The organism is Methylacidimicrobium tartarophylax (genome assembly GCF_902143375.2).
In the GTDB taxonomy this organism is placed as follows: domain Bacteria; phylum Verrucomicrobiota; class Verrucomicrobiia; order Methylacidiphilales; family Methylacidiphilaceae; genus Methylacidimicrobium; species Methylacidimicrobium tartarophylax.
In genome coordinates this window covers 1-23,354 of record NZ_CABFVA020000001.1, presented here as the reverse complement: position 1 = coordinate 23,354, position 23,354 = coordinate 1, and the positions used below count along the sequence as shown (strand labels likewise).

At 62.6% G+C, this 23,354-nt stretch carries 13 protein-coding genes; 4 read left to right on the top strand and 9 right to left on the bottom strand.

Annotated elements, in window-relative coordinates; translation table 11 throughout:
• Positions 1-51: 51 nt before the first annotated feature.
• From glgX to MAMT_RS00035, 8 genes are all read right to left on the bottom strand, one after another.
• A complete protein-coding gene (glgX, locus tag MAMT_RS00070; protein WP_142658903.1) occupies positions 52-2,223 on the bottom strand; it encodes a glycogen debranching protein GlgX in 2,172 nt (723 codons plus the stop codon).
• On the bottom strand, positions 2,216-5,482 hold the full coding sequence (treS, locus tag MAMT_RS00065) for a maltose alpha-D-glucosyltransferase (protein ID WP_446685539.1): 3,267 nt from the start codon (positions 5,480-5,482) through the stop codon (positions 2,216-2,218). Before treS ends, glgX begins: the two co-directional genes overlap by 8 nt.
• A gap of 307 nt (positions 5,483-5,789) precedes the next feature.
• The gene (locus MAMT_RS00060; RefSeq protein ID WP_142658901.1) at positions 5,790-7,688 is read right to left on the bottom strand and encodes a heavy metal translocating P-type ATPase; all 1,899 of its coding nucleotides are present in this window, start codon (positions 7,686-7,688) and stop codon (positions 5,790-5,792) included.
• Positions 7,685-10,858, bottom strand: a complete 3,174-nt coding sequence (locus MAMT_RS00055; RefSeq protein WP_142658900.1) for an efflux RND transporter permease subunit — start codon at positions 10,856-10,858, stop codon at positions 7,685-7,687. Before MAMT_RS00055 ends, MAMT_RS00060 begins: the two co-directional genes overlap by 4 nt.
• A 73-nt stretch (positions 10,859-10,931) precedes the next feature.
• Entirely contained in the window at positions 10,932-14,150 is a 3,219-nt protein-coding gene (locus tag MAMT_RS00050; protein ID WP_142658899.1) for an efflux RND transporter permease subunit, read from the bottom strand.
• Between the two features lie 46 nt (positions 14,151-14,196).
• Positions 14,197-15,039 carry an efflux RND transporter periplasmic adaptor subunit gene (locus tag MAMT_RS00045; protein WP_142658898.1) on the bottom strand — a complete coding sequence of 281 codons (843 nt, stop codon included), beginning with the start codon at positions 15,037-15,039 and terminating at the stop codon, positions 14,197-14,199.
• 13 nt (positions 15,040-15,052) lie between these two features.
• Positions 15,053-16,312, bottom strand: a complete 1,260-nt coding sequence (locus MAMT_RS00040; protein WP_142658897.1) for a TolC family protein — start codon at positions 16,310-16,312, stop codon at positions 15,053-15,055.
• Positions 16,309-17,625, bottom strand: coding sequence for a TolC family protein (locus tag MAMT_RS00035; protein WP_178086810.1), 1,317 nt, complete (start codon positions 17,623-17,625; stop codon positions 16,309-16,311). The genes MAMT_RS00040 and MAMT_RS00035 overlap by 4 nt, the downstream gene beginning before the upstream one ends.
• 155 nt (positions 17,626-17,780) lie before the next feature.
• Here MAMT_RS00035 and gpmA point away from each other — a divergent pair, with 155 nt between their 5' ends.
• Both gpmA and MAMT_RS00025 read left to right on the top strand, forming a co-directional pair.
• Positions 17,781-18,530 carry a 2,3-diphosphoglycerate-dependent phosphoglycerate mutase gene (gene gpmA, locus MAMT_RS00030; protein ID WP_142658895.1) on the top strand — a complete coding sequence of 250 codons (750 nt, stop codon included), beginning with the start codon at positions 17,781-17,783 and terminating at the stop codon, positions 18,528-18,530.
• 61 nt (positions 18,531-18,591) lie between these two features.
• On the top strand, positions 18,592-20,175 hold the full coding sequence (locus MAMT_RS00025; protein ID WP_142658920.1) for a hydantoinase B/oxoprolinase family protein: 1,584 nt from the start codon (positions 18,592-18,594) through the stop codon (positions 20,173-20,175).
• Here the strand turns inward: MAMT_RS00025 and MAMT_RS00020 are convergent.
• Positions 20,172-20,879 (bottom strand): gamma-glutamyl-gamma-aminobutyrate hydrolase family protein, encoded by a 708-nt coding sequence (locus MAMT_RS00020; RefSeq protein WP_142658894.1) that lies wholly within the window; start codon positions 20,877-20,879, stop codon positions 20,172-20,174. The genes MAMT_RS00025 and MAMT_RS00020 overlap by 4 nt on opposite strands.
• A gap of 55 nt (positions 20,880-20,934) precedes the next feature.
• Here MAMT_RS00020 and MAMT_RS00015 point away from each other — a divergent pair, with 55 nt between their 5' ends.
• Both MAMT_RS00015 and MAMT_RS00010 read left to right on the top strand, forming a co-directional pair.
• A complete protein-coding gene (locus MAMT_RS00015; protein WP_178086809.1) occupies positions 20,935-21,963 on the top strand; it encodes a class I SAM-dependent methyltransferase in 1,029 nt (342 codons plus the stop codon).
• Entirely contained in the window at positions 21,957-23,309 is a 1,353-nt protein-coding gene (locus MAMT_RS00010; protein WP_142658892.1) for an aminotransferase class III-fold pyridoxal phosphate-dependent enzyme, read from the top strand. Before MAMT_RS00015 ends, MAMT_RS00010 begins: the two co-directional genes overlap by 7 nt.
• Positions 23,310-23,354: the final 45 nt, after the last annotated feature.

The window sequence follows — 23,354 nt, the reverse complement described above, 5'->3', positions numbered from 1 at the left end:
CTTTTCGAATGGTTGGAAATCGATTTTCCGGACAAGCGTTGCTTTCGAGCGCTACTCGCTGAGGATCGGTTCCAGGAATTCCCCGGGAGGCAGAGGCTCTGTGGGGCGCTCCCCGCGGAACAGGACACTGGTATGTCCCATCAGCGTGTAGGTTTCTCCGGCGGCCAACCGCTCGGGAGCCAGCCTGGGTTGATCGGTGTCGAGGATCCGCTCCCAACGAAGGCTTCCTCGCCGCTTGGGAAGCACGAAGGGGATCGGCTGCTCCGAAGCGTTAAAAAGAAGGAGCATCGAGCTCCCCTCAACCGGGTTGCCGAACTCATCGACGACGCCCGTCATGTCGCCGGAGAGGCGTACTCCCAGGCACTGGACCGCAGGGGAGGTCCACTCCGATTCGTCCATCGGCTTTCCGGACGGGCCGATCCAGACCACGTCGCGAATGTCGGAGCCGCGGATTTCCCTCCCTTGGAAGAAATGACGACGCTGGAAGACCGGCTCCTTCCGCCGCATCCAGATGAGTTGTTGCACCAGTTGGGTGAAAAAGAGCTTTTCTGCCGTCGGCTCCCAGTTGAGCCAAGAGATCTCGTTGTCCTGGCAATAGGCATTGTTGTTGCCCGACTGGGTATGGCAGAACTCATCGCCCGCCTGGACCATGGGCACTCCTTGCGAGGTGAGCAGCGTGAGCCAGAAGTTGAGTTTCTGCTTGGTTCGAAGCGCCAGGATCGCAGGATCCTCCGTCGGCCCTTCGACGCCGCAGTTCATGCTCCAGTTGGCATCGGTGCCGTCCCGGTTCTCCTCCCCGTTGGCTTCATTGTGCTTCTGCTCGTAGGAGACCAGGTCCAGAAGGGTAAAGCCGTCGTGACAGGTAATGAAGTTGATGCTGGCGTGGGGCAGCTTTCCGCTTGCTTCGTAGAGATCGCTCGATCCCGCGAGGCGGGTGGCCAGTTCCGAGACCATGCCTCCTTCTCCCTTCCAGAAGCGACGGACGCAGTCTCGGTACTTGCCATTCCACTCGGCCCAACCGACGGGAAAATTCCCGACCTGGTAACCTCCGGGACCGAGATCCCAAGGCTCTGCAATTAATTTCACGCGGCAAAGAACGGGGTCCTGATGAATGAGATCAAAGAAGGCCGAAAGCCGGTCGACCTCGAAAAACTCGCGGGCCAAGCTGCTGGCCAGATCGAAGCGGAACCCGTCGACGTGCATTTCGGTGACCCAGTATCGGAGGCTGTCCATGATCAGCTGGAGCACCCGGGGATGGCGCATGTTGAAGGTATTGCCGGTGCCGGTGAAGTCGACGTAGTAGCGGGGATCTTCCGAAGAAAGCCGGTAGTAGGAGAGGTTGTCGATGCCTCGGAAGGAGAGAGTGGGTCCTAGCTGATTGCCTTCCGCCGTATGGTTGTAAACCACATCGAGGATCACCTCGATCCCGTGGAGATGGAGAGAGCGGACCATCGACTGAAACTGCTCCGCGCAGGTGAGGCCGCAATTCGCAACGGCGTAGCGGAAATCCGGCGCAAAAAAACCGAGTGTGTTGTATCCCCAGTAGTTGGAGAGCTTTTTTTCGATCAGGACTCGCTCATCGATATGGTGATGTACGGGAAGGAGCTCGATCGCGGTAACACCGAGCTCCAGGAAGTAGCGGATCATCTCATCGTGGGCCAGGCCGAGGTAGGTGCCCCGGAGTTCCGGCGGGATTTTGGGATGAAGCTTGGTGAGCCCCTTGACGTGCGTCTCGTAAATCACGGTCTTATGCCAAGGAACTGCCGGAGCACGATCGTCGGTCCAGGGAAACATGGTGTGGGCGACGCGGGCCAACGGAACGAAGGAGGCGTCGTCCCGGGAATCGAGGCTGAGATCCTGGTCGGGATCGCCGACCGTGTAGCCGAAAACCGCGTCGTCCCACTTGAGGTGGGCGCCGATTTCCCGGGCATAGGGGTCGAGGAGCACCTTGCTCGGATTGAACCGTAGGCCGCGTGAGGGCTCGTAGGGTCCATGGATCCGATAGCCATACTGCTGTCCCGGCAGCATCCCTGGAACGTAGGTATGCCAGACCTCTCCGTCCGACTCGGACACGGGAATTCGCTGGAGCTCGCGACGATCTTCGGAAAAGAGGCAGAGCTCGACCTTCTCCGCACTCGCGGAAAAGAGGGCGAAGTTCACCCCTCGGCCATCCCAGTAAGCGCCCAAGGGGAAGGGATTTCCCGGCAGAAATCGTTCAAACATAGAGGGGGTGTTCCAGGATGGTTTTGAGGAAGCGGAGCCGGATCGTCGTGGACGGGGGCTCCCAACGCAGCACGAAATCGAGTTCCGAAAGACCGCGCTCCACAAGGCAAAACTTGAGAAGGCGAGCCTCTTCTTCCTTGGAAGCCGGGCAGCAGGGGGCATGAGCCATGGCTTCGCGATAGGCGCGCCAGAAGACATGGCTTGCATAGAACCACCAGCTCTCCGCCGCCGCTTGCATCCAGGGAAGATCGGTTTGCGGCAGGCCTCCATTTCGAGCGAGCGCGGAGAGCGCAGCCGCATAGAGGGAGGAGATGAGGCTCGCTATATCCCGGTGGGCGGGCCGTTTGAGCCTGCGCTCCGAGAGAGGCCGGTAAAATTCGCCTTCGAAGTCCGCAAGCACGAAGTCCTTGCCGGTGAAGCGCAATCGCCCGAGATGATAATCTCCGTGAACTCGAATCTTTGCGGCTCGGATTACGGGGCCAAGGAAGGAGGCCAGGGCTTTTTCCAATGGATCGCTCAGCGATTGCCATTCTTGATGCTCCGGATCTTGCTGCCGGAGGGCGAACATCCGGCCGACACGCCGGTGGGCCTCCATCGCAACCTGGAAAAGGGACCGCTGGGACCAAGGGGTGAACGCTTCCGGGGAGAATGCGGGATCGGTTGTAGCGGCCGCCAGCGCCCGATGCAGTTCCGCCGTTCGCTTTCCCAGGAGACGAAGGTGCTCGCAAAAGACCCCTTCGATCAGCTGCACCTGCTCCGGAGGCCAACTTTGCGGATCGCCGGCCGGAAGAGGAGAAAATTCAGCCGAGGCGGAACGCTGGCCTAAGGCTCTCTCCAGGAATCGGCTGGCGGCATCGAGGGCCAGACACCAGCCGTCGGCTTCGATGGGAGGGAATTCTTGGAGCAGCGCAAGGACAATGGTCCCGCCCTGCTGCCGATGGAGATCGATTGTGCCCGCATACCGCGGGACGAATGACAGAAGGCGGTGTTCTCCCAAGTAACGGGCGATCTCGACCTCGGGGTTGGGACCCTCTTCGAGCCTAAGATAGCATCTCAGGGCAAACCGCTTCTCATAGAGCACGGTCCGACTCTGCTTGGCACCGGGAAGGATCTCGGATTCGCTAGGCAGATCTCCCTTTCGACGAAGATCTTCCAGGTAGCCGGCCGGCCGCGCCTGGATGGTGGCGGTCTTCAAGGAGACGCGCCTCCGCGAAGCCAACCAGTCGAGCACCCATGCGCGGAAGGCCGGATCGAGGAAGGCGTCGATCAAGACGCCCGTCTTTCCTTCCCGAGCATACTGGGCGAAGACCTTTTGTGGTTCCTTCTGGAGAAGACGTTCGGCCTCCTCGCCTTCGACAGGAAGCCATCCGCAGAAGGCGGTCCCGGCTTCGCCTTCGGAATAGGAGAGACGAAAGAGGACAGCTTGCACGGGTTCCCCCAGGGAGCGGAGGGTCTCGACCTCGAGCGCGTCCTCCGCGACCGCCTGCGTGAGTTTCCGGAGGGAGCGGGTCGACCAAACCTCATGGGAGAGGTAATCGGGGAGAGCATCTCCCGCGAAAGCTCGTCCCCTCTCGGAGAGCCAAAACTCGGGCGACGGCGGCTCCGGCAACATCGCGATCCTCTCTCGGGAAGTCGAGGGAGTTGCGGTGGGCGGGTGGAGCTCGAGCCAAAAGTGTCCATAGGGACCCAAGGTGAAGGCGTAAGGACGGTCGGTGATCTCGGGAAAGCGCATGCGCCCGAAGACCTCTTCGGGAATCGCCCCCAGGAAGCTCGAAAGCGGAACCTGCGCAACCTGGCTGAAACGGGAGAGGTTGATGACCACCAGAATGTTCTGTTCCCCATCCGAGCGGAGGAAGGAGAGAACCTTCGGGTTTTGCGAGTGGACAAACTGCAAGCCTCCCCGGCGAAACGCGGAAAAGCGTTGTCTCATCGCGATGACTCTCCGGGTCCACCAGAGGAGGGAGGAGGGGTTGTTCTCCTCGAGCTCGGCATTCAACGTCTCGTAGTGATATTCCGGGTCGATGATCACCGGAAGGTAGAGCTTCTGGGGATTGGCGCGGGAAAAGCCGGCGTTTTTGTCCGCACTCCACTGCATCGGAGTGCGCACGCCGTCGCGATCCCCGAGGTAGATATTGTCGCCCATGCCGAGCTCATCGCCGTAATAGAGGATCGGCGTCCCCGGCAGGGAGAAGAGGAGGATCGTGAGGAGCTCGATCTTCCTCCGGTTGTTTTGCAACAGGGGAGCCAGCCTCCGGCGGATGCCGAGGTTCAAACGCGCTCGCCGGTCCTTGGCGTAAACCCGGAACATATAGTCCCGCTCCTCGTCGGTCACCATCTCGAGCGTGAGCTCGTCATGGTTTCGAAGAAAGGTGGCCCAACGGCAGCCCGCCGGAATTTGGGGCGTCTGCTCCAGGATGTCGACGATGGGATAGCGTTCCTCCATGTGCATCGCCATGAAGAGACGCGGCATGACGGGGAAATGAAAAGCCATGTGGCACTCGTCCCCGTTGCCAAAGTAGGCGGCTGCATCTTCCGGCCACTGATTCGCCTCGGCCAGGAGCATCCGGTTGGCGTAACGGCTGTCGATGTATCGGCGAAGCTCCTTGAGGAATGCGTGGCTCTCCGGGAGGTTTTCGCAATTGGTCCCTTCCCGTTCGAAGAGGTAGGGAACGGCATCGAGGCGGAGACCGTCGACGCCGAGGCCCAGCCAGAAATCGATGACCGCCAAGACTTCCTTTCGGACCTCGGGATTGTCGTAGTTCAAGTCGGGCTGATGGGAGTAGAAGCGGTGCCAGAAGTAGGCTCGGGCCATCGGGTCCCACGTCCAGTTCGAGTTCTCGAAATCTTGGAAGATGATCCGGGCCTCCGTGTAGCGGTTCGGGGTATCGCTCCAGACGTAATAGTTCCGCCAGCGGCTTTTGGTGGTAGACCGGCGAGCCCGTTGAAACCAAGGGTGTTGGTCGGAAGTGTGGTTGAGGACAAGCTCGGTGATGACCCGGATCTCCCGGCGATGGGCTTCTTCCAGAAAGCGGACGAATTCCTTCAAGGTTCCGTAGTTGGGATGGACGCTGCAGTAGTCGGCGATGTCGTAGCCGTCGTCGCGTAGCGGCGAGGGGTAGAACGGCAGGAGCCAGATCGCGGTAATCCCGAGCTTCTTCAAGTAATCGAGCCGCTCGACGAGGCCCACGAAGTCGCCAATGCCGTCTCCATTGCCGTCGGCAAAGGCTTTGACGTGCACTTCATAGAGGACGGCATCCATCCACCAGTGGGGTGGCGGTTCGACGAGGGGTGCGGCCAAAATGCCACGACGTTTGCGTCTTCGGGGAGTGGCGGGGAGCGCCAGTCTACTGGCCACAAGGGAATGCAGGGAATCGCTTCTCTTTGAGAAAGCCATCGTCGATTGTCCTCAGATTTGTGCTCTGCTTTTCTCCAAACGGCAAGCGGTTTGCGCGGGTCCGGGTGCGGGATGGATCGGGGAACGAGGCGGCGGATGCCATCGCCCACGGGAGCCGGAGGCTCTGCGGGATAGGCCGATTCCGGTGACGGCGGGCAAAGCGACCTTTTTCTCACACATCATGCAGAGTTCGCGGAGGCAGGGCGGCTCGAAGCGCGTTCCCGATCGCCAGGATGTCAATCAGCTCCTGGGCGATCGCTCCTTCCACGGGAGTCAAGCGCCCACCGGCGGCGATCAGCATACCGCACAGACTCAGCAGCATGCCTCCGACCCCACTCTGCAACGCAATCCGCCGCATCCGCCGGCTGATGTGGAGGAATTCGTCGATCTTTCGAAGCGAGTTTTCCAGGCAGACCACATCGGCGGCTTCCGCCGTAACATCCGCATTCTGCCCGATCGCCATGCCGACCGTGGCCGCCATCATGGCGGGGGCATCGTTGATCCCGTCGCCGACATAGATCGTCTTGACTCGTGCCGTTTCCTTCCGCACGAGCGTCAACTTCTCCTCCGGCGTCTGACCGGCGTGGATCTCCCGGATTCCCACCTGCTCCGCGAGATAGCGGACCTCGGATTCCCGGTCCCCGGAGACCAGAATCGTCCGGTGGAACTGGTGCTTCGGCCCGAGATGGGCCACGAAGGAACGGCTCTCGCGGCGCGGCGCGTCCCGGAAGCGGCAAGCGGCGGCATAGCGTCCCCCGATCCAGAGAATGCATTCCAGGCCGCCGGAAGAAGGCGGGAGCTTGGCCTCCTCGATCTCGGCCCCGGTGAGCTGCGAGCGGCCGGTAATCCGCACCTGGAGCCCTTCGACCACTCCGGTGAGTCCCTGCCCGGGCGGCTCTCTCACCTCCGAAGCCTCGGGAGGGGCGATTCCCTCCTTTCGGGCGGCGGCGAGGATCGCGCGCGCGAGCGGATGCTTGGAATAGTGTTCGAGTCCGGCGGCGACCTTCAGCACCTTCCTTCGGGAAAAGCCCTCTGCGACGGAGAGTTCGGTCAGTCGAGGCTTGCCATAGGTGAGGGTGCCGGTCTTGTCGAAAAAGGCGGTTCGACATTGGCTCACCTGTTCCAGTGCCGCGGGCGTCCTGACGATGATCGACCGGCGAGCGCAGAGGGAGATCGCTCCGATGATGGCCACGGGAATGGCGAGGATGAGCGGGCAGGGAGTCGCGATCACGAGCACGGCCAGAAAGCGGACCGGTTGGCCGGTGAAAAGCCAGGTGGCCCCGGCGAGGGCGATCGCGGCGGGAGTATAGTAGACGGCGAGGGTGTCCGCGAGACGGCGAAGCCTCGGGCGCTCCTGTTCGGCCCGAGCCATCACGGCCATGATTTTCGCATAGCGGGAATCCTCGGCTAGGCGAGTCGCGCGGACGGTCAGAGCCGACTCCCCGTTGATCGCGCCGGAGAGGACCGAGGTGCCCACAGTCTTCCGGATCCGAAAAGGTTCGCCCGTCAAGTAGGCCTCGTCCATCTCTCCGTGGCCTTCGACGACGACGCCGTCCACCGGGCAGGTTTCATGGGGAAAAACAACGACCTGATCGCCGATGCGAACCGCCGAAAAGGAGACCTCCTCGAGGCCGGACGGCGCCTTCCGATGGACGCTCGAAGGCATCCGCTTGGCCAGAGCGCGCAATACCGAGGACGCTTGCCCCATGGCGAAGCTCTCCAAGAACTCTCCCCCGGAGAGCATGAGGACGATGATCGACCCGGCGAGATATTCCCCGAGACAGAGTGAGGTAAGGATGGAGATGCCGGCGAGGAGATCCGATCCGAACTCGCGGCGGATTGCTTTTCGCCCCAATTCAACGATGAGGGGAAGTCCTCCCGCTCCCAGCGCGAGCAGAAGCGGTGCGTCGTAGAGGCGCGGTTGCGATCGGAACCCGAAGCGGAGTGCCAGATGGAGAGCGACGGCGATCAGGGTCAAGGCCGCAACCGATCCATTTCGGTGGCGGAGCAGCCATAATGCGGGCCGGCGTGCATCGGATCTCTCCGCGGAAGAAGGAAGACCAGGCTTCATGACCGCTCGCCCGCCGTCGGGCTTCCCGAAGGGTGCCGCTTTTCGCTGTCCCGCTCGGTCCAGGTGTAGAGCGTCGGCAAGAGGAGAAGCGAGAGGAGGCTAGAAGAGAGAATGCCTCCGATGACGACAAGCGCAAGCGGTCGTTGGACCTCTGCACCCGCGCCCTGCGCGAGAGCCATCGGGAGGAAGCCTAGGCTCGCTACGGCGCCCGTCATGAGCACGGGCCGCAGCCGAATCTGGCAGCCTTCCCAGACCGACTCCCGCACGCTCTTTCCTTCGTTCCGTAGCTGGTTGAAAAACGAGATGAGCACGAGCGACGCGAGGGTGGCAATGCCCGAAAGGGCGATAAAGCCCACGGCGGCGGAAAGACTGAAGGGCAGGTTCATCAGCCTTAGGGAAAAGATTCCCCCCGTTGCCGCCACGGGGACGCTCAGAAGCACCAGAAGCGTCTGCCGGAGCCTGCCGAGCGCGGTGTAGAGCAGAAAGAAGATGAGCAGAAGACCCGTGGGCACAATGACGGCGAGCCGAGCTTGGGCATGAACGAGGTTCTGATATTGGCCGCCGAACTCGAGGAAGTATCCCGGCGGGGGATGGAGAGCCCGGAGAATCCGGGCGCGCGCTTCCCGGACAAAGCCTTCGAGATCCCGGCTGCCGAGCGTCACTTCCAAGACCTGGTAGCGGATTCCGTTGCCGCGGTGGATCATCCGGACCCGGTCGCGTATCGTGTAGTCGGCGACTTCCCCGAGGGGGAGCAGGCCTCCGTTCTCGCTGCGGACGGGAAGACGGAGAACTTTCTCGGGATCGCTTCTCTCCCCTTCGGGGAGTCGGATCACGATCGGGTAGCGGCGCTCTCCGTCGATCATCGTTCCGACGTTCTCCCCTCCCACGCCGGTGGCGACGGCGCTGTTGATTTCCGCCGACTGGACGATGTATCGCTCCATGGCTCCGCGATCGGGCAGGAATTCCAAGGAGGGAGAGCGCCCGGCCGACTGGAACTCGACCTCGAGGGCGCCCGGGATGGTGCGAAGGATCTCCTGGGTGCGCGAGGCCAAGCCCTCGAGGACATCGTAATCCGGTCCGAACCACTTCACGGCGAGCTCGGCTCGCTGACCTTCAAGCATGTCGTTGAAGCGCATCTCGATCGGCTGCACGAAGAGCATGGTCTGCCCGGGAACCCGCGTTTCGACTTCCCGGGAGATGATCTCGATCAGCTTCTCCCGATCGATCGGGCGGCCATTCTCTTGGCGCCACTGCGCGCGGGGCCGAAGCATCATGTAGAGATCGTTTTCATTCGGGGGCATGGGATCGGTCGCAATCTCGGAGGTGCCGGTCCGTGAGAAGAGGAGCTCGGCTTCCGGAATGCGGGAGAGCAGCATCTTCTCCGTCTCCTTTTCAAGGGCCACCGACGCTTCCAGGCTGACCGAGGGGGCCTTGTAAAACTCGATGGTGAAGGCTCCCTCGTCGAGGCGTGGGACGAAAACGGCTCCCATATGGCTCAGCGTCCAGAGACCGAAGGCAAATGCCGCGAAGGAGCCTGCCACCACAAGAATCCCACCCCGGCCGAGCGTCCAACGAAGGATCGGGAGATAGGCTCTGCGGGCGAGCCGGATCAGCCAGGTCTCCCGCCCGGAGGCGTTTTCCCGGATCCAGACCGTGGCCGCCGCGGGTACATAGGTGAGTGCGAGGAGCAGCGATCCCGAGAGCGCGAGGATCACAGAGAAGGCCATGGGGCGAAACATCTTCCCTTCGATGCCGCCGAGGGAGAGTATGGGGACGTAGACGACCGTGATCACCAGCACGCCGAAGAAGACGGAAGGGCCGACCTGCTCGGCGGCCAAGAGGACCGTTGAGAGCCGTTCGCTTGGGGTGAGAGGTTGTCCCGAGGCGCTCCTGCGCCGGGCCAGTTCGCGCAGAGCGTTGTCGACGAGAACGACCGCGCCGTCGACGAGGAGCCCGAAGTCGATCGCGCCCAGGCTCATCAAGTTGGCGGAGACATGGAGCGGGCCCATGGCCAGGAGCGCGAAAAGAAAGGAGAGGGGAATCACGGAGGTGACCAGGAGGCTTGCCCGCACCTCGCCCACCAGGAGAAAGAGGACCCCAACGACGAGCAGGGCGCCTTCCGAGAGGTTTTTGACGACGGTCTGAATCGTCCGGCCGACCAGCTCCGACTGATCGTAAAGAATGTGGATATCGACGGAGGGCGGAAGCCGCTTTCGGATTTCTCCGATCTTTTCCTTTACACGGCTCGCGACGGCCTGCGCGTTCTCTCCGATCAGCATCAGGACCGTGCCGACCACCTCCTCCTTGCCGTTCACGGTGGCCGCTCCCGTTCGGATATTCGGCCCGACGGCGACTTGAGCCAGATCGCCGACGAGCACGGGCTGCGTGCTGCCCGCATACTTGATCGGCAGCCGCCCGATCTGCGCGAGATCCTCGACTCGGCCAAGGGAGCGGACGAAGAGCTGCTGGCCCATCTGGTCGATGACGGCGCCTCCCGCATTTTGCACGTTCTTGCCGACCAGGGCGCCGAGATCGGAAACGGTCAAGCCGGCGTGGAGGAGGCTTTCGGCGGTAGGCGAGACGACAATCAGTTTTTCATAGCCGCCCGTGGTGTTGATATCGGCAACCCCGGGAATTCTCCGGAGCAGCGGCTTGACGGTGTATTCCTGGAGAAGGCGCAACTCCATCAGCTGGAGCATTTCGGTGGGAGGCTTCTCCTTGGATTCCGGGCGGTATTCAAGGGAGTAGTAGAGGATCTCTCCCAGACCGGTCGCCATCGGGGCGAGCGAGGGGCTCAAGTCGCGGGGGATTTTGGCTTGCGCAGCCAGCAGCCGTTCGCTGACGAGCTGCCGGCTTCGGTAGATGTCGGTGCCGTCGCGAAAGATCAGGGTGACTTGGGAGAGGCCGAACTTGGAGAGGGAGCGCATCACGTCGAGCCCCGGGAGGCCGGCGAGCTCGACTTCGATGGGAAAGGTGACGAGCTTTTCGATCTCTTCGGGTGCGAGCGATGGCACGGGGGTGTTGACTTGCACCATGGGGCTGGTGATATCGGGAACCGCATCGATCGGCAGCCGAAGAGCCGCCCAGAACCCGAGAGCGAAGAGCGCCGCAGAGGCAAAAAAGATCAACTCCCGCCGGCGAACGGAGAAACGAAGGAGGGTGTTAATCACGGCGATCTCCCTGCATGATCGGGTGAGTCGCTGTTTCCGGACGCTCCGGAAACGGGAGACGATCCGGGTTCTTTCATCCCTCGGGCAAGCGGCGGATCTTTTCTCCGGCCAACGGTTGCGGCCCGCCGCCGGCCGGTGGGCGGCCGTTCCTTGTGCGTGCGCTTTCCCGCCACCGTTCCATCCAGGCATAGAGGGTCGGCAAGAGCAGGAGGGAGAGAAGCGTCGAGGAGAGCACTCCCCCGATCACCACGACCGCCAGAGGCCGCTGCACTTCCGCGCCGGCACCCTGTGCGAGCGCCATGGGAAGGAAACCGAGGCTGGCGACCGTAGCCGTCATCAGGATCGGCCGGAGGCGGATTTGGCAACCTTCCCATACCGCCTCGGCCACCGTCTGTCCTTCCTCCCTCAACTGATTAAAGAAAGAGACCAGCACGAGGGCTGCCAGGACCGCGATGCCGGAGAGGGCAATGAAGCCGACGGCCGCCGACAGGCTGAAGGGAAGTCCGGCGGATTGGAGGGCAAAAATCCCCCCGGTGATTGCGACCGGAACGCTGATCAACACCAGGGCGGTCTGCCGGAAGTTTCCCAAGGCCGTAAAGATCAGGAAGAAGATGAGGAGGAGCGCGGCGGGGACGATCACGGCCAGACGGGCCTGGGCACGAAGGAGATTCTGGTATTGGCCGCCGAATTCCAAAAAATAGCCCCGAGGGGTCTGGATCGTCTGGGAAATGCGGCGTTGCGCCTCGCGAACGAATCCCGCCACGTCGCGGCTCCCCAGGGTCACTTGTACCGGCTGGTAGCGGATTCCTCCTGAGCGGTGGATGATGCGCACCCGTTGTTCCACGTTGCATTTTCCCACCTCTCCGAGCGGCAAGAGCCCCCCCGATTCGCTTCGCACAGGCAGCCGGAGGATCGCCTGAGGGTCGGAACGCAAGACTTCCGGAAGGCGAATGACAACCGGGTATCGCCGCTCCCCATCGATCATTGTTCCCACGACCTGTCCGGCCATGGAAGTCGCTACCGCGGCATTGATCTCCCCTGCTTCCACCGTGTACCGATCCATCGCGGACCGGTCGGGAGAGAACTCGAGCGAAGGAGCCCGACCCGCCGACTGCATCTGGACATCGAGGGCCCCAGGGATCTGGCGCAGAATCTCCATGGTTTGTGACGCCAGGGGCTCGAGCACGTCGAAATCCGGCCCATACCACTTTGCCGCCAAGTCGGCCTTTTCGCCTTCCAGCATCTCGTTGAAGCGCATCTCGATCGGCTGGCCGAAGAGCATTCCTTGTCCGGGAACCCGCATCGCGATCTCGCCTTGAATGATCTCGATCAAGCGATCTCGGTCGATCGGCTTTCCCTTCTCTTTGCGCCACCCTTCCGGAGGGCGGAGGATCATATAGGTGTCGTTTTCGTTTTGAGGCATCGGATCGGTGGCGATATCCGGGGTGCCCGCCCGGGAAAAGATGAGGGAGATCTCCGGGACCCGGGAGAGAAGCATCGACTCGGTCTCCTTTTCAAGCGCCATCGAGGCGGGAAGCCCCATCGACCACGTTTTGTACATCATCACGGTGAAAGACCCTTCATTGAGCCGAGGTACGAAGACTGCTCCCATCCGGCTCAAGAAAAAGAGAGAGAGAGCGAAGAGTCCGAAGGAGGAGAAGACGACAAGGGGCCCTCCCCAGCCGAGTGTCCATCGCAGCGCCGGGGTGTAAAGGGCACGCGCCCAGCGAATCAGCGGGCTTTCCCGATCCTGCAGCTTTTTGCCGAGCCAGAGCGAGGCTCCCGCAGGAACATAGCTCAGAGCGAGCAAGAGAGAACCGGAGAGGGCCAGGATGACCGTCAGAGCCATGGGCCGGAACATTTTCCCTTCGATCCCCCCGAGCGCCAGAATGGGAAAATAGACTACGGTGATGACCAGCACGCCAAAGAAGACCGAGGGTCCGACCTGCTCGGTGGCGGAGAGAATGGCCGACTGGCGTTCGGCGGGGGTGAGCAGCCGGCCGAGTTGCGCCTGACGGCGGGCAACCTCGCGGATGGTATTTTCCACGATCACCACCGCCCCATCGACGAGCAATCCGAAGTCGATGGCTCCCAGGCTCATCAGGTTGGCCGAAACATGGAGCGGCTGCATGAGGAAGATCGCGAAGAGAAAGGAGAGAGGAATGACCGAGGCGACGAGCAGGCTGGCGCGAACATTGGCAACCAGGAAAAAGAGCACGCCGATGACCAGTAGCGCTCCTTCCGAGAGGTTCTGGATGACGGTGTGGATCGTACGGTTCACGAGATCGGATTGATCGTAGACGATTTGAAGCTCGACTCCCGGCGGCAGCCGCTGCTGGATCTCCGCCATCTTTGCCCGGACTCGCCCGGCGACGCTCAGCGCGTTTTCTCCAATCAGCATGAGGACGGTCCCCAGGACGGTTTCCTGACCGTTGCAGGTCGCGGCGCCGGTCCGAATGTTCGGTCCGACGGTCACCCGGGCCAAGTCGCTCACGAGGATCGGTTTGGAGGAGCCTCCATATTTGACGGGCAGCCGCTCGATTTGCAGGAGATCCTCGACCCGGCCAAGCGAGCGGACGAAGAGCTGCTGTCCGGCCTGGTCGATGACGGCACCTCCCACGTTTTCCACGTTCTTTCCCACCACGGAGGCCAACTCCGAAGCGGTGATTCCGGCGTGAAAGAGGCTTTCCGGGTTCGGCTCGATCAAGATGAGCTTCTGATAGCCTCCGCTGGTGTTCACATCGGCCACTCCCGACACCATGCGGAGAAGGGGTTTGACCGTATATTCCTGGAGAAGGCGCAACTCCATGAGCTGTAGTATTTCGGTTGGCGGCTTCTCCTTGGCATCCGGCCGGTAGTGGAGCGTGTAATAGAGGATTTCGCCCATTCCCGTGGCGATCGGCGCGAGCGTCGGGGTCAAGTCTCGGGGAAGCTTCGACACTGCACCCAGGAGCCGCTCGCTGACCAGTTGACGGCTTCGGTAGAGGTCGGTGCCGTCCCGGAAGATCATCGTTATTTGGGAAAGTCCGAACTTGGAGAGCGATCGCATCGTCTCCATGCCTGGGATGCCCGAAAGCTCGATCTCCAGGGGAAAGGTCACCAGCTTTTCGATTTCCTCGGGCGCCAGGGCCGGGACCGGAGTATTTACTTGCACCATGGGGCTGGTGATGTCCGGAACCGCATCGATGGGGATCTGCAAAGCGGACCAGAATCCTGCGCAGAGCAGCCCGATCGCGGCGAAGAGGACCAGCTCCCGCCGATGCAGCGAAAAGGCCAACAGTCGGCGAATCATCGCTTGCTCCTGCAATCCGGAAAACTCAGCCTAGCGCAATTGCTTCTCATTCGGAACTCCGGGTGACTCCCTGGCGGAGCGAGAGCTCCAGGAGCCAAAGATCTTCCGCCCCGTGAGAGACCACGAGCGTGCCTGCGGGCGGGTTGCCCACGAAAGCGACGAGCCCATCAATCGAGAAAGAGACCGCGATCGGTGTTCTCCGATAGAACCGGCCGTCCCAAACGTAGACGAAGTTCCCTTCCGCGCTTGCCAGAAGAGCGCTCTGGGGGACGGCGAGACGGGAGGTGTCGCTTCCGAGCGGGGTCGAGAATTCGATCCATGTGCCGACGGGGAAGGCGTTAGCGGGATCGGGGAACTCGATCAGGAGCTCGGCTTGGCCGGTCACCGAAACAAGCTCGTGATCGATTTGGAAGATCTTGCCTTCCTTTTCCGGCGGCCCGTTTACATCCTGGCCCTTGTGACGGAGGAGCACGGGTTTGCCGACCTTGAGCTTTTCCGCCGTTCGTGGATCGATGAAAACGGTGGCGTAAGCATTGCCGGAGCGGATCGAGCCGCTCGACTGCGTTCTTTCGGACGCTCCGCGGTAGACTTGCGCGCTTCCGCTGAGTTGGGGAGCCAGATCGTGGACAATCACCGGCGTCGTCTCGAGATGCAAGGCCTTGCGGGTGATCTCCCCGAGAAGGAGCCCCTTGTCCGGAACGAGCTGCGGGGGCTCTTCGGCTTCCCTCTTCGAACGGGAATCTTCCAAAGCGACCGTGGGTTCTTGCGGAGCCGGAAGGTCGGGTCGGTTCATCCGTTCCGCCGCCCATCCTGGAGTGGGCAAAAAGGCGAGCAGCATGTAGAGCACGCAGCCGAACCGTTGCGAGGGGGTCAGGAGCGCGTCCATCATGACCTCCGGCAGGTTAACGAGGGGCGAGGGTCGTTCCCGCCGTCAGGTTTTCTAGGTTGAGGAGCGCCGTTTGCAGGTCCAGGGCCGCCGTGTAGAGGGCCTGGGCGGAGGAGAGGTATTGGCGCTGCATTTCGAGGAAGGTCTGGACCGGGATCGCACCCAGCCGATACTGGCGGTCGGCGAGCTCGGCGGCGCGTCGAAGCCGGGCAATGACGTCGTGCGACTGCTCCGCGAGCTGCTTGCGCGTCGTCTGGTAGGTGGCGAAGGAGGCGGCGACCGCGCTCTGGACGCTCCAGAGGGCCGAGCCATGGAGCGCTTCTGCTTGTCGGCGTTGCGCGGCCGCGGTCAGGATGTTTCCTCGATTGTCGTTCCAGAAGGGGAGACCGCTCGTGAAGACGATGCCGGGCCCCTGATCGAAGTTGGTTCCTCTCTCGCCGATCCAGAAGGGACCGACCGAAAAGTCGGGAAGAGCAGCAAGCTTGGCTGCGTCGAGCGATTTGGCGGCCCGGTCGATCTCGGTCTCGCGCATGAGAAGGGCGTAGTTCCGGCTTCTGGCTTGCTCCTGGAGCACGGGCAGGGCGAGAGAGGGGGCTTCGGCCGGCGGGAAAATGGTATCGGGAACGGGCGTCGCAGAGGGTCGGGAGCGCAGCGCGTTGATCTGGGATTGGATCGCGGTTCGATTCTGCTCGAGCTCCCGAGCCAGCCTCTGCAGATCGACGAGGCTCCCTTCTAAGATCCGTAAATCGAGATAGCCTTGGACGCCGGCGGTCGGGCGCCTGCGGAGGAGGTCGACCAAGCCGTTTGCGCGCTCGGAGATCTCGTGGGCGATTCTCGCGTTGGCGGTGGCGACGCCGAGTCGGTAAGCCAGCGTCCGGACCTGCATGGCCAAGCTCAATCGAAACTGCTGGAGCCCGAGTTCGGCGACGCGGACGTCCTTTTCCGCGATCGCCTTTGCCAGGGACATCTTGCCGGGGAAGAAGACCGGCTGGTAGATCGCGTATTCCTGCATCCAGCCGTGGGCCGTTCCTCCCCGGGTCGGCGTGCTGTACCAGGGACCGGCGAATCCTTCGATCTGCGGGTAGGGAAGAATCCGTGCTTGGACCACCTGCCCCTTGGCGGCACCAATGGCTCCTTCGTAATAGGCGATTTCCGGGTTGCGCGCCAGGGCTTCGGCGACGAGTGCATCGAGAGCGCTCTGCGGATCGGCGGCAAGAGCGGATCCACCCGCGGCGGCGACGAGCAGAAAGGAAAGGACAAATCGCACTCCCTTCATTCGGGGAAACCCTTGGCCGTGAACTCTCCTCCCGTCAAGAAGAAGAGGTCGAGCCATGCGGTCGCCGCGTCCATCCGGGCGGCGAGCGTGGTGCGGAAGGCGGAAAGATATTGCTGCTGGGCCGCAAGGAAGCGGTGTACGTCGATGGCACCAATCCGGTATTGCCGCTCGGCGAGCGCGGCGGCCTCTTTCAGGGAGGCGATCAGGCTCGGTGGCTGAAGCGCCAGCTGATTCCTCGTTGCTTCGTAGGCGGAGAGGCGGGCGAAGATCAGGCTCTCCACATTCCGCTGGACGACCGGGAAGAGAGCCATCGCCTGCTCTTCCTGGGCCTTGGCGGTCGCTAGGTTGCCGCGCTGGTTGGCCCAGGCCACTCCCTCGATTCCGGGGACCTCTGCTTTTCCGACCGGGAGGCCGACCAAGATCTCGATACCGGGGCCTGCGTCATAATTGACTCCCTGGTAGGCCATCCAGAAGGGTCCCAGGGCAAGGTCGGGGTAGTTGGCGATCTGTGTCGCCTTTCGCTGTTGGCGAGCCCGATCGATCAGGACTCGATGGATTTGCAGGAGGATGTTGTGGCGTTGCGCTTGCGCGAGGAGGCGATCCAGGGAGACCGGAGGAAAGGACTCCCAAGGAAGCAGTTGCTCCGGCACGGGGGTGTCCGACGGTCGCCCCAAGTAGGCATTGAGTTGCGCGATCAGCGTCCACCGGCTCTCCTCCAGCCACCGGAGCTCCTGCTGCAGTCCGATGAGGCTCCCCGCCAAGATTCGTGCGTCGAGGTATCCGAGAATGCCTGCCTTGGGGCGTTTCTCCAAGAAGTCGACCACCGAAGAGGTCCGCTCCTCGATCTCCCGCGCTGCCGCCGCGCCGGCGACGGTGACGGCGACCTGCTGGGCCAGGGATCTCACTGCTACCTCGAGCGAAAGGCCAAATTCCTGAAGGAGAAGCTGTGCGAGGATGACGTCCCGGCGAGCGACGGCTTTTCGCAAAGAGACCTTTCCCGGAAAGTAGAAGGGCTGGAGCAGCTCGAACTCCTGCTGGTATCCCAAGACCGTCTGGCCGGCTCCTCCGCCGCTCAGATAAGGCCCGACGAAGGCAACGACCTGGGGCTTGGGAAGCATCGTGACCTGGACGAACTGCCCCTCCGCGGCCTGGATGGCCGTTTCATAGGACCGATAATCGGGATTCTCGGATCGAGCCTCGGCCACCAGAGCGCGCAAGACGTCCTCCCGCGGCGATGTCGCTTCGGAGCGGGAAGCCGAGGTAAGAAGAAAAAGGACGCCGAGCGCGAAAGGCCCGGCGATTCCTTCAAGCAAGGCTCTCGCCCGTTTCCTGCCAAGACGCATCAGGAATCTTCTATAAAGAGGAAGAGAAGAGGGCGAAAAGCTCTTTTGCGCATACTGCGAATCGCGGCGGAGCCCGCTCCGGCCGCTGCTTGACGTCGGTTCCTTGCGGCGACTATAAAAAACAAATGAGCTTCCGTCTCATCTTGTTGCGGCATGGGGAGAGCATCTGGAACCAGGAGAATCTCTTCACCGGCTGGACGGATGTCGACCTCTCCGAAAGGGGGAAGGAGGAGGCGCTGCGAGCCGGCGAGCGGCTCAAGGAAGCCGGCTTTCGCTTCGACGAGGCGTACACTTCCGTTCTGAAGCGTTCGATCCGCACGCTTTGGAGCGTGCTCGACCGGCTCGATCAGATGTGGATTCCCACGGTCTGCGCTTGGCAGCTCAACGAGCGCCATTATGGCGCCCTCCAAGGCCTCGACAAGGGCCAGACCGCCCATAAGTATGGAGAGGATCAGGTCCTGCTCTGGAGGCGCTCCTACGATGTCCGCCCGCCTCTGCTTTCTCCGAACGATCCGCGACATCCTCGCCACGATCCCCGCTACGCCTCGGTCGCCTCGAAGGATCTGCCCGCGGCGGAGAGCCTCAAGGATACCTTGGCGCGCGTGATCCCCTACTGGGAAGGCGAGCTCGCTCCGCGGATCCTGGCGGGCAAGCAGCTCATCGTCGTGGCTCACGGAAACAGCCTGCGGGCGCTGGTGAAGTATTTGGACGGGCTCTCGGACGAGGAGATCGTCCGGCTCAACATTCCGACCGGCATGCCTCTGATCTATGAACTCGACTCGGATTTGCGAGCGGTCAGCCACCGCTACCTGGCTTCGGACGATGAGGTCGCCCGGGCCTCGGCGAGCGTAGCCGCTCAAGGCCGGGCGCGTTGAGCGTACCCATCCGGGTGGAAAGGTGCGAGAGAAGCAGGCGGGCGTGGGGGAATCCGCGGAGATGAACCCGATCCATCTGGAGATCTTTCGGGCACTCTTTACCTCCGTGGCGGAGGAAATGGGACATACTCTGCGCCGAACCGCTTTTTCCCCCAATATCCGGGAGCGGTGCGACTACTCCTGCGCGGTGTACAAGGCGGACGGACGGCTCGCGGCCCAAGGAGATCACATGCCCGTCCATCTCGGCTCGATGCCGGTCGCCGTCCGGAGGGCCATTCAAGCGGTGCCGATGGGTCCGGGTGACGCGGTGATCCTCAACGACCCCTACGAGGGCGGAACCCATCTGCCCGACTTGACCTTGGTCACCCCCGTCTATGAAAAGGAAGAGGAGAGGGGGGCTCCTCTCTTCTACGTCGCCAGCCGTGCCCATCACGCGGATATCGGAGGAATGACGGCCGGCTCGATGCCGCCCTCCTCCGACATCTTCCAGGAAGGCCTGCGCATCCCGGCGGTCAAGCTCGTGGAGAACGGACGGTGGAACCAGGCGCTGCTCCAGGTGATTCTGGCCAACGTGCGCACGCCGGGGGAACGGGAGGGCGATCTAGCCGCCCAGCTCGCGGCGAATCGGACCGGCGAGGCGCGGCTCCGGCAACTGCTCGGCCGGTATGGAAAGGAGCAGCTGAATTCGGCGGCCGATTCGCTGATCGACTACACGGAGCGGATGGTTCGCAAGCGGCTGTCCGAAATTCCGGATGGCCTCTATGAGGCGGTGGACTACTTGGATGACGACGGTTTTTCCGAAGAACCGATTCCGATTCGCGTAGCGATTCGCAAAAGAGGCGAGGAGGCGTTCGTCGACTTCACCGGATCCGCACCTCAGGTGCGGGGAAGCGTCAACGCCGTGCTCGCCATTGCGCTCTCCGCGGTCTCCTATGTCGTGCGCGCCCTATTGCGGGAGGACGTCCCGGCGAATGCGGGCTTGTTGGCACCCGTCCAGGTCGTGGCCCCGCCCGGCACGGTGGTCAATGCTCTTTTTCCGGCTGCAGTCGCCGCGGGAAATGTGGAAACCTCCCAGCGGCTGGTCGACGTGATTTTGCGAGCGCTTAGCCAAGCCCTGCCCGAAGCGATTCCTGCCGCAAGCGGCGGAACGATGAACAATTTAACCCTCGGAGGGGTCGATCCGGAATCCGGCTGCCGCTTTGCCTACTATGAGACGATCGCCGGAGGCATGGGGGGAGGACCGGAAGGAGACGGTGACAGCGGGGTCCACACCCATATGACCAACTCGCGGAACACCCCCGTCGAGGAGCTGGAGCACGCGCTGCCGATCCGCGTCGTCTCCTACCGGCTGCGGCGGGGTTCCGGAGGAGTCGGGAAATCCCGAGGTGGGGATGGGATCATCCGCGAGATCGAGTTCCTGGCCGAGATGGATATTACTCTTTTGTCCGAGCGAAGGCGCTTTCCCCCGTACGGGTTGCAAGGAGGAGCGAACGGAGAGCGCGGCCAGAATGTGTTGATCGACGAAGGTGGGGAGACGTTTTTGCCCGGCAAGATCAGCTTCCAGGGTAGACCCGGGCAAATCCTCTCCATTCGAACTCCGGGCGGGGGTGGATGGGGCCGTCCGACCTCCCGGGGGACGGCTTAGCCATTCGCCCGGCCGGCCTGCCGCACCGCCTCGAAATAGGCGGCGAAGAGCGGACGGTAGCGGAGAGGATCTCGCTCCGGATGGAACTGCACGCCGCGAACGAAAAGGTAACCCTCCACGCGAACCTGCTCGACGATTCCGTCCAGCCGGCACCAGGCCTCGGGAACGACTCCCGATCCTAACCGATCGATCGCTTGGTGATGAGAGCTGTTCACCAGTGGGAATAGGATCTCGACCCCCTCGGCGTAGACGAGCGGCTGCGTATGGGAATCCTCCAGGTTCTCGTGGCCCGGGATGTCGAGATGGAGGGTTCCCCCCAAGGCGACGTTGAGGATTTGCACGCCGCGGCAGATCGAGAGGACGGGAAGCCGGCGGGCCAAGGCCGACTGCAAAGCGGCAAACTCCCACTCGTCCCGTTTCGAGTTGGGGGAGCGGATCTTCTCCGGCGCATCAATCTCCTGCCGAAGGAAAGCGGCGGAGATGTCGGTGCCGCCGGTCAGGAGGAGCCCCTGCCAGCCCCCCGGCGGAACCTCCTCCGTCCGGGCGTTGCGGAGCCACAAGCCCTCGGGCTCGAAGATCCGTGCGAAAAGCGCTTCGTCCTTGGCCCGGATCCAGGAGGCAACAGCGAGCATAGAGGCGATGATGGCGCACGAAAGGCGTGCCCGCAGCCCTTTTTTCATGGCGTGGGGGAACGGGCTGATCATGAGGCGTGGCTCTTCCCGTGACGACAAGCGTTGTCTGGGAGGGTCCGTTCCCGTAATGTTTTCTCTTATCGTGGGAGACGAGTCGATTGTTGCGGGACGGGAGCAGGGAGTGGGCGCCGTTGTCGGGTTTTTAGGGATCGCCACCGGAATCTTCGATTTCCTCCGCCGATCCGGAATGGTCGCTCCGGAGGAGATTGCCGGCCGGATGGGATTGGATGCTGGTTATGTGAGAGGTTTCTGCGAAGCCGGTTTTGCCTTCGGCTATCTCGAAGAGGAGGGCGGTCGGTATTGCCTCGCGCCGGAGTCGGGCGGTCGGCGGAGAGCCGCGGAAGGTTCCTTTCTGGCAGCGGCGGTAGATGCCGTCTTGGGTCCCTCGGTCGCCCTACGCCTGGTGCCTCTCTTTCGGACGGGGTATCGACCGGAGCCGGGAGCCTTGATCGATCCCGAAATTCTCCCTTGGTTCGGCCGGTTTTTGGAGGAAAAGCATTCTTCCCTCTTCGAAGAGGAGATCTTCTCCGGGGTGCCGCTTTTTGTGGAGCTGGCGCAGCGGGAGGGCGTCGTTTTGGACCTAGGATGCGGGAATGGCTGGCTCCTTCGCCGCTTGCTTCCCCGCTTTCCGGGTTGGCGCGGGATCGGCATCGACCGCGAGGCGGGGCGAATCGCCCAGGGAAGGCAGGCGGCGGAAACCGCAGGTCTTTCTGAACGGATGGAGCTGGTCGAAGCGGATCTGTTTTCCTGGAGTAGTCCAGAGCCCGCCCAGCTCATTCTGGTGAGTCGGGTGCTCCATCATCTCTGGCCGGCACGCAACAGGTTCTTTGCGCATCTGGAGCGGCTTGCGCGGGAGGATGGGACCATCCTTCTCTGGGAGCCGTGCTGGCCGGAAACCGTCGCATCCCTGCGCGATCCTGCCCGACGCAACCTTGCGTTTCAGAACCTCCACGAGTATGCACAGGGGGCACGGCTCCTGACCTCCGCCGAGGTAATTGCGGGAGTCGAAGAGGCGGGCTGGAAAACGTCGGTCTACGGGTTTGCCGGCGGTACGGAAATGGTGGTGCTGGGCAGCAGAAAGGGAAGGGGATGGTAACCTGGGCAAAAGAGCTGGCGGAAGTTCACGCCAAACATGTATTGACTCCCTGGGCGGTCCAGAAGCGGGCCTCGGGCCCGATGATCGTCCGAGGCGAGGGAAGTTTTCTTTACGATTCGGAAGGGAACCGCTACCTCGACTTGAGTGCGGGTCTCGTGGCCGTCAATCTTGGCCACGGGAAGGAGCAGGTGGTCCAAGCGATCCAGCAGCAGGCGGCCCGCCTCTGTTACGCCTCCCCCGTGTTCTTCCACGACCAGCGGGCCCTCCTTGCCCAGGGCTTGAGCCAGTGCGCACCGTGGTCGGAAGGAGCCAGGGTCTTCTTCACGACGGGAGGCGCGGAAGCCAACGAGGACGCAATCAAGATGGCCCGGATGATCACCGGGCGACAAAAGATCCTTTCGCTGTATCGATCCTTTCACGGTTCTACCCTGGGAGCGGGCACGCTCACCGGGGAGTACCGGCGGTTTGCCGGCGAGCCAGGGATTCCGGGGGTTGTCCATTTCTGGGGACCCTATCTTTATCGCAGCCCGTTCTTTTCAGCGAACGAGGGCGAGGAGAGCGAGCGTGCTCTCCGCCACCTGGAACTCGTGCTGCTACATGAGGATCCAAGCCGGGTGGCTGCGATCCTTCTGGAGCCGGTCGTCGGCTCCAACGGGGTTCTAGTTCCCCCGGCCGGATATCTCTCCGGAGTTCGCGAGCTTTGCCGCCGCCATGGCATCTTGCTCATCCTCGATGAAGTCATGACCGGGTTTGGCCGGTTGGGGGCTACCTTCGGAGCGGATCGTTTCGAGGTCGTCCCCGACATGATCACGTTCGCCAAAGGGGTGACCTCGGCCTACGTGCCTCTCGGGGGAGTGTTGGTGCGGGAGGGGCTTGCGGCGACCTTCGACGAGCAGCCACTCTGGTGCGGGCATACCTATTCCGGCCACCCGCTCGCGATGGCTGCGGGGCTGGGAGCACTGGCCGCCTATCGGGATGAGGGGCTATTTGAACGGGCGGGCCGAATCGAGGAGTGGCTGCAGCGCGGGCTACGCGAGCTGGCAAAGCAGAGTCCCCTCGTCGGGGATGTCCGCGGCCTGGGAGCCTTCTTCGGGATCGAGCTGGTCCGCAGCCGGCAGACGCGCGAACCGCTTTCCCTCTGGCACAAGCCCCTTTCGCAAGAGATGGGCTGGCTGCAGCAGCAGCTGCTCGGGCGAGGGGTTTATGCGTTCTGCAAGCATAACGTGATCCTGGTGGCTCCGCCCTTGACGATCACCGAAGAGGAGCTGCAAGGGGGACTCGAGCAGCTGGGAGAAACTCTCAGGCGGCTATGGGAAGAGCCATCGTTCGATCTCCGAAGGGGTTGACGCATCGAGATCGGCGATGATGCGGTCCGCCTCCCGAAGCGCTTC

Excerpts from the sequence above, each read along its gene's own strand:
- glgX (WP_142658903.1), bottom strand. The coding sequence starts at position 2,223 with ATGTTTGAACGATTTCTGCCGGGAAATCCCTTCCCCTTGGGCGCTTAC.
- treS (WP_446685539.1), bottom strand. The coding sequence starts at position 5,482 with ATGGATGCCGTCCTCTATGAAGTGCACGTCAAAGCCTTTGCCGACGGC.
- MAMT_RS00060 (WP_142658901.1), bottom strand. The coding sequence starts at position 7,688 with ATGAAGCCTGGTCTTCCTTCTTCCGCGGAGAGATCCGATGCACGCCGG.
- MAMT_RS00050 (WP_142658899.1), bottom strand. The coding sequence starts at position 14,150 with ATGATTCGCCGACTGTTGGCCTTTTCGCTGCATCGGCGGGAGCTGGTC.
- MAMT_RS00045 (WP_142658898.1), bottom strand. The coding sequence starts at position 15,039 with ATGATGGACGCGCTCCTGACCCCCTCGCAACGGTTCGGCTGCGTGCTC.
- MAMT_RS00040 (WP_142658897.1), bottom strand. The coding sequence starts at position 16,312 with ATGAAGGGAGTGCGATTTGTCCTTTCCTTTCTGCTCGTCGCCGCCGCG.
- gpmA (WP_142658895.1), top strand. The coding sequence starts at position 17,781 with ATGAGCTTCCGTCTCATCTTGTTGCGGCATGGGGAGAGCATCTGGAAC.
- MAMT_RS00025 (WP_142658920.1), top strand. The coding sequence starts at position 18,592 with ATGAACCCGATCCATCTGGAGATCTTTCGGGCACTCTTTACCTCCGTG.
- MAMT_RS00020 (WP_142658894.1), bottom strand. The coding sequence starts at position 20,879 with ATGATCAGCCCGTTCCCCCACGCCATGAAAAAAGGGCTGCGGGCACGC.
- MAMT_RS00015 (WP_178086809.1), top strand. The coding sequence starts at position 20,935 with ATGTTTTCTCTTATCGTGGGAGACGAGTCGATTGTTGCGGGACGGGAG.
- MAMT_RS00010 (WP_142658892.1), top strand. The coding sequence starts at position 21,957 with ATGGTAACCTGGGCAAAAGAGCTGGCGGAAGTTCACGCCAAACATGTA.